The 4,222-nt window shown below is 67.9% G+C and carries 4 protein-coding genes and 1 pseudogene; 2 read left to right on the forward strand and 3 right to left on the reverse strand.

Annotated features, from left to right (window positions below):
- Both B2W70_RS16710 and B2W70_RS16715 read left to right on the forward strand, forming a co-directional pair.
- Window positions 1–248, forward strand: a pseudogene (locus B2W70_RS16710) (dihydropyrimidinase); the annotation flags it as partial.
- A gap of 81 nt (window positions 249–329) precedes the next feature.
- Window positions 330–1,598, forward strand: a complete 1,269-nt coding sequence (locus B2W70_RS16715; protein ID WP_286747384.1) for a Zn-dependent hydrolase — start codon at window positions 330–332, stop codon at window positions 1,596–1,598.
- A gap of 96 nt (window positions 1,599–1,694) precedes the next feature.
- Here B2W70_RS16715 and B2W70_RS16720 read toward each other — a convergent pair whose 3' ends face one another.
- The 3 genes from B2W70_RS16720 to B2W70_RS16730 form a co-directional block, all read right to left on the reverse strand.
- Window positions 1,695–2,342: a TetR/AcrR family transcriptional regulator gene (locus tag B2W70_RS16720; RefSeq protein WP_286747386.1), complete on the reverse strand. Its 648-nt coding sequence runs from the start codon at window positions 2,340–2,342 to the stop codon at window positions 1,695–1,697.
- A 4-nt stretch (window positions 2,343–2,346) separates the two neighbouring features.
- Complete coding sequence (locus B2W70_RS16725) at window positions 2,347–3,351, reverse strand: ABC transporter substrate-binding protein (RefSeq protein ID WP_286747388.1); 1,005 nt, start codon at window positions 3,349–3,351, stop codon at window positions 2,347–2,349.
- Window positions 3,352–3,405: 54 nt separating this feature from the next.
- The coding region (locus tag B2W70_RS16730) for an ABC transporter permease (protein ID WP_286747389.1) at window positions 3,406–4,222 on the reverse strand (817 nt) is incomplete at its 5' end.

Raw genomic sequence — 4,222 nt, forward strand, 5'->3', positions numbered from 1 at the left:
CCAAGACCTTGTCGGCCAAGACTCAGCATGCCAAGGGCGACTTCAACATCTTCGAAGGGCGCACCGTGAAGGGCGTGCCGTCGCACACGCTGCGCGGTGGGCACGTGGCGTTTGCGAACGGGCAACTGGACGTGGCACCAGGCCAGGGCCGCTACGTCAAACGCCCGACCTTCGGCCCCGTCTTCGATGCGTTGTCGCGCAAGGCGGCCCTGCAGGCGCCCCAGGCCGTGGTGCGCCGTGCCACGTGAAGCACGTGACGCGCCCCGCATGGGCCGTCAGCACCCCCATGGCAACGGTGTGCAGCACCCTGGTGCCACGAAAGGAAGGACATGAGCCCCACCACGCTTGAAACCCCCACGGCTTCCTGGCGCATTGATGGCCATCGCTTGTGGCAGTCGCTGATGGAGTTGGCGCGCATCGGTGCCACGCCCAAGGGTGGTGTCTGCCGCCTGGCCTTGACCGACCTGGACCGGCAGGGCCGTGACCTGGTCATCGGCTGGGCACGCGAAGCGGGCATGTCCATCACCATCGACCAGATCGGCAACGTGTTCATGCGCCGACCCGGCCGCAACAACGCGCTGCCACCCGTCATGACCGGCAGCCACATCGACACGCAACCCACCGGCGGCAAGTTCGACGGCAACTACGGTGTGCTCGCGGGCCTGGAGGTGGTGCGCACGCTCAACGACCTGGGGCTGGAGACCGAAGCGCCCGTCGAGGTGGCCTTCTGGACCAACGAGGAGGGCTCGCGCTTCGTGCCGGTGATGATGGGCTCGGGCGTGTTCGCCCAGGCTTTCTCGCTGGAGGCGGCGTATGCCGCGAAGGACGTCGACGGCAAGACGGTGAAGGAGGAGCTGCAGCGCATCGGCTACATCGGCGACGAGGTGCCGGGCCGGCACCCGGTGGGCGCCTACTTCGAGGCCCACATCGAGCAGGGGCCTGTGCTGGAGGACCACGGCATCACGATCGGTGTGGTCGAGGCGGTGCTGGGCATCCGCTGGTACGACTGCACCGTCACGGGCATGGAGGCGCATGCCGGGCCCACGCCCATGGGCCTGCGCCAGGACGCGTTGCAAGTGGCGACGAAGATCATGCAGGAGGTGGTGGCCGTGGCCATGCGCCACCAGCCGCATGGGCGCGGCACGGTGGGCATGGTGCAGGTGCACCCCAACAGCCGCAACGTGATCCCGGGGCGGGTGAAGTTCTCGATGGACCTTCGCAACGTCAGCAATGAGCTGCTGGACCAGATGGACGCGGAGATCCGTGCCTTCGCTCAAAGCGTGGCCACCGAGACGGGCCTGAAGGTGGAGGTCGAAGAGGTGTCGCACTACCCGGCCGTACCCTTTGAAGCCGGCTGCATCGAAGCGGTGCGCCAGGCCACGCAGGCGCTGGGTTACTCGAACATGCCTTGCGTGTCAGGTGCTGGGCACGATGCCGTGTACGTGGCGCGCCTGGCGCCGGCCGGGATGATCTTCGTGCCCTGCAAGGACGGCATCAGCCACAACGAGATCGAGGACGCCAAGGCCGAGCACCTCGAAGCCGGCTGCAACGTGCTGCTGCACGCGATGCTCAATCGCGCGGGGGTGATTTCGGTGTGAGCCGCATCGGCTCGCCAGTGAGCGGCCGGTGGACCCCCGATGGCCAACCAACGAAGGGCTGCCGAGGGGCAGCAGTTCGTGGCGGCTGCGCGAGGCTCAGGCGGCCGTGCCGGGCACCTGCAAGCCGCATCCCCTGAGGATCAGCTGCACCACGTGCTCCGTGGCGCGCTTGTGATCGGCCGGGCGCAAGGTTTCGCGGCCGAGCACGGCGCGGATCTGCACGTCGAAGTCGGCGTAGGTCTGCGTGGCCGCCCAGATGGTGAAGAACAGGTGGGTGCTGTCGAGCGGCGCCATGCGGCCTTGCGCGATCCAGGCGTCGATGACCGCCGCTTTGGCGCGCACCTGCTGGCGCAAGTCGGTGCGCAGCAGGTCCATCACCACCGTGGCGCCGTGGATGAGCTCGTTGGCGAACACGCGGGAGGCATCGGGCCGCTCGGCCGACAAGGCCATCTTCAGGCGGATGTAGCGCGCCAGTGCCTCGGCGGGGTCGGCCTCGGGCGTGATGGCTTCGAGCGGGGCCAGCCAGTCCTGCATGGTCACGCCCAGCACGGCGCGGTAGAGCTCGCGCTTGCTGCCGAAGTAGTAGTGCAGGTTGGCCTTGGGCAGGCCGGCTTCGTCGGCGATGTCGGCCATGGTGGCCCCGCCGAAACCGGCCCGTGCGAACACGCGCTCGGCGGCACGCAGGATGGCCGACTCGCTGAGTTGCCGAACCTGTCTTTTCGCCGGTGCCGCCTGGGTGCTCATGCCGTCATTTTGCGGCCATGTCGGTGACCAGGTGGGTCATGGCGGCCTTGCCCGGGTCCTTCTTGATGGCCGGGTCGCTGCCGCCGCCCAGCAGCACCTTGACCGTGCGCTCACATGCGGCGGGGTCGAGCACGCCCATCTTGGCGGTGCCGACGTTGGAGATCAGCTTGGCCACGTTCTCCATCTGGCGCTTTTGCACGGCCAGGCTGGCGCTGCCCGAGGTGTCGTTGGCGACCACGATCTTGGCGGCTTCTTCGGGGTTCTTGACGGCGTCGCTCCAGCCCTTGAGGCTGGCCTTGACGAACTTGGCCATCTTGGCGACGAAGGCCTTGTCGCGCAGGTTGGGGCCCAGCACGTACAGGCCGTCTTCCAGCGTGGCCACGCCCTGGTCCTGGTAGAAGAAGGTGGTCAGCTCGCTTTCCTTGACACCGGCGTCCACCACCTGCCAGTACTCGTTGTAGATCATGGTCGAGATGCAGGCGGCCTGGTTCTGCAGCAGCGGGTCGACGTTGAAGCCCTGCTTGAGCACGGTGATGTCCTTGCCCGGTTGCAGACCGAGCTTGCCCATCCAGCTCAGGAAGGGGTACTCGTTGCCGCCGTACCAGACGCCCAGCGTCTTGCCCTTGAAGTCCTTCGGGCTGCTCACGCCTGCGGACTTCTTGCACGTCAGCATCAGCCCCGATTTGTCGAAGACCTGCGCGATGTTGACCAGCGGCACGCCGTTCTCGCGCGCGGCCAGGGCATCGGGCATCCAGTTGACGATGACGTCGGCGGACTTGCCGGCCAGCACCTGCACGGGCGAGACGTCGGTGCCGCCGGGCTTGATGGTCACGTCCAGGCCGGCCGCCGAGTAGTAGCCCTTGGCCTGTGCGACGTAGTAGCCGGCGAACTGGGCCTGGGGCACCCACTTGAGTTGCAGCACGACCTTTTCAGCGGCGTGGGCGTGCAGGCCCACGGTCGCGCAGGCAGACAGCAGGGCCAGCTGGAACAGGGAAGACATGCGGTTCATCGAGAGCTCCTGTGACAAGGGGTGGAGAAAAAAGAGGTGCACCCGGGCGCGCGATCAGGCCGATCGCACCGAGGGATGCCAGAAGTTCACGCGCCGCTCCAGGCGGTTCAGGCCCGCGTAGAACAGCATCCCCGTGGCGCTGGCCACGACGATCGTGGCCCACACCAGGGGCATGTTCATGCGCGAGGCCTCGGTCGAGATGCGAAAGCCCAGCCCCACCGTCGGCGAGCCGAAGAACTCGGCCACGATGGCGCCGATCAGCGCCAGCGAGGCGTTGACCTTGAGCGCGCTGAAGATGAAGGGCAGGGCCACGGGCAGGCGAAGATCAAGCAGCGTGCGGCGGTAGCTGGCGGCGTACGAGTGCATCAGCTCGCGCTCGAGCTGGCCCGCGGCCTGCAACCCGGCCAGCGTGCTGATGAGCGCTGGGAAAAAGGTCATCAGCACGATCACGGCGGCCTTGGAGGGCCAGTCGAAGCCGAACCACATCACCGCGATCGGCGCGACGCCCACCAGGGGCACGGTGCTGCTCAGCGAAGCGATGGGCAGCAAGCCGCGCTGCAGGAAGGGCAGGCGGTCGATGGCGATGCCGGTGAGCACGCCCAGGCCGCAACCGAGCGCGTAGCCGATGAACACGGCCTTGCCCACGGTCTGCACCAGGTCGGCGCCCAGCGTGCCGGCGTGCGTCCACAGCGCCACGGCGACCGACGAGGGCGGTGGCAGCAGCACGCGCGGCACGGCGAACGCCGTCACCAGTTGCTCCCACAACAACAGCAGCCACAGGCCGAAGAGGCCGGCGGTCATGGCGCGTGCGCGGGGTGAGTCAGGCAGGTGGCCCCAGCGCCGCACCGTGACCCCGCTCAGCAGCACCACC

The organism is Aquabacterium sp. UBA2148 (assembly GCF_002328915.1).
In the GTDB taxonomy this organism is placed as follows: Bacteria; Pseudomonadota; Gammaproteobacteria; order Burkholderiales; family Burkholderiaceae_C; genus Aquabacterium; species Aquabacterium parvum.

Coding starts and splice junctions, on each gene's coding strand:
- B2W70_RS16715 (WP_286747384.1), top strand. CDS start 330: ATGAGCCCCACCACGCTTGAAACCCCCACGGCTTCCTGGCGCATTGAT.
- B2W70_RS16720 (WP_286747386.1), bottom strand. CDS start 2,342: ATGAGCACCCAGGCGGCACCGGCGAAAAGACAGGTTCGGCAACTCAGC.
- B2W70_RS16725 (WP_286747388.1), bottom strand. CDS start 3,351: ATGAACCGCATGTCTTCCCTGTTCCAGCTGGCCCTGCTGTCTGCCTGC.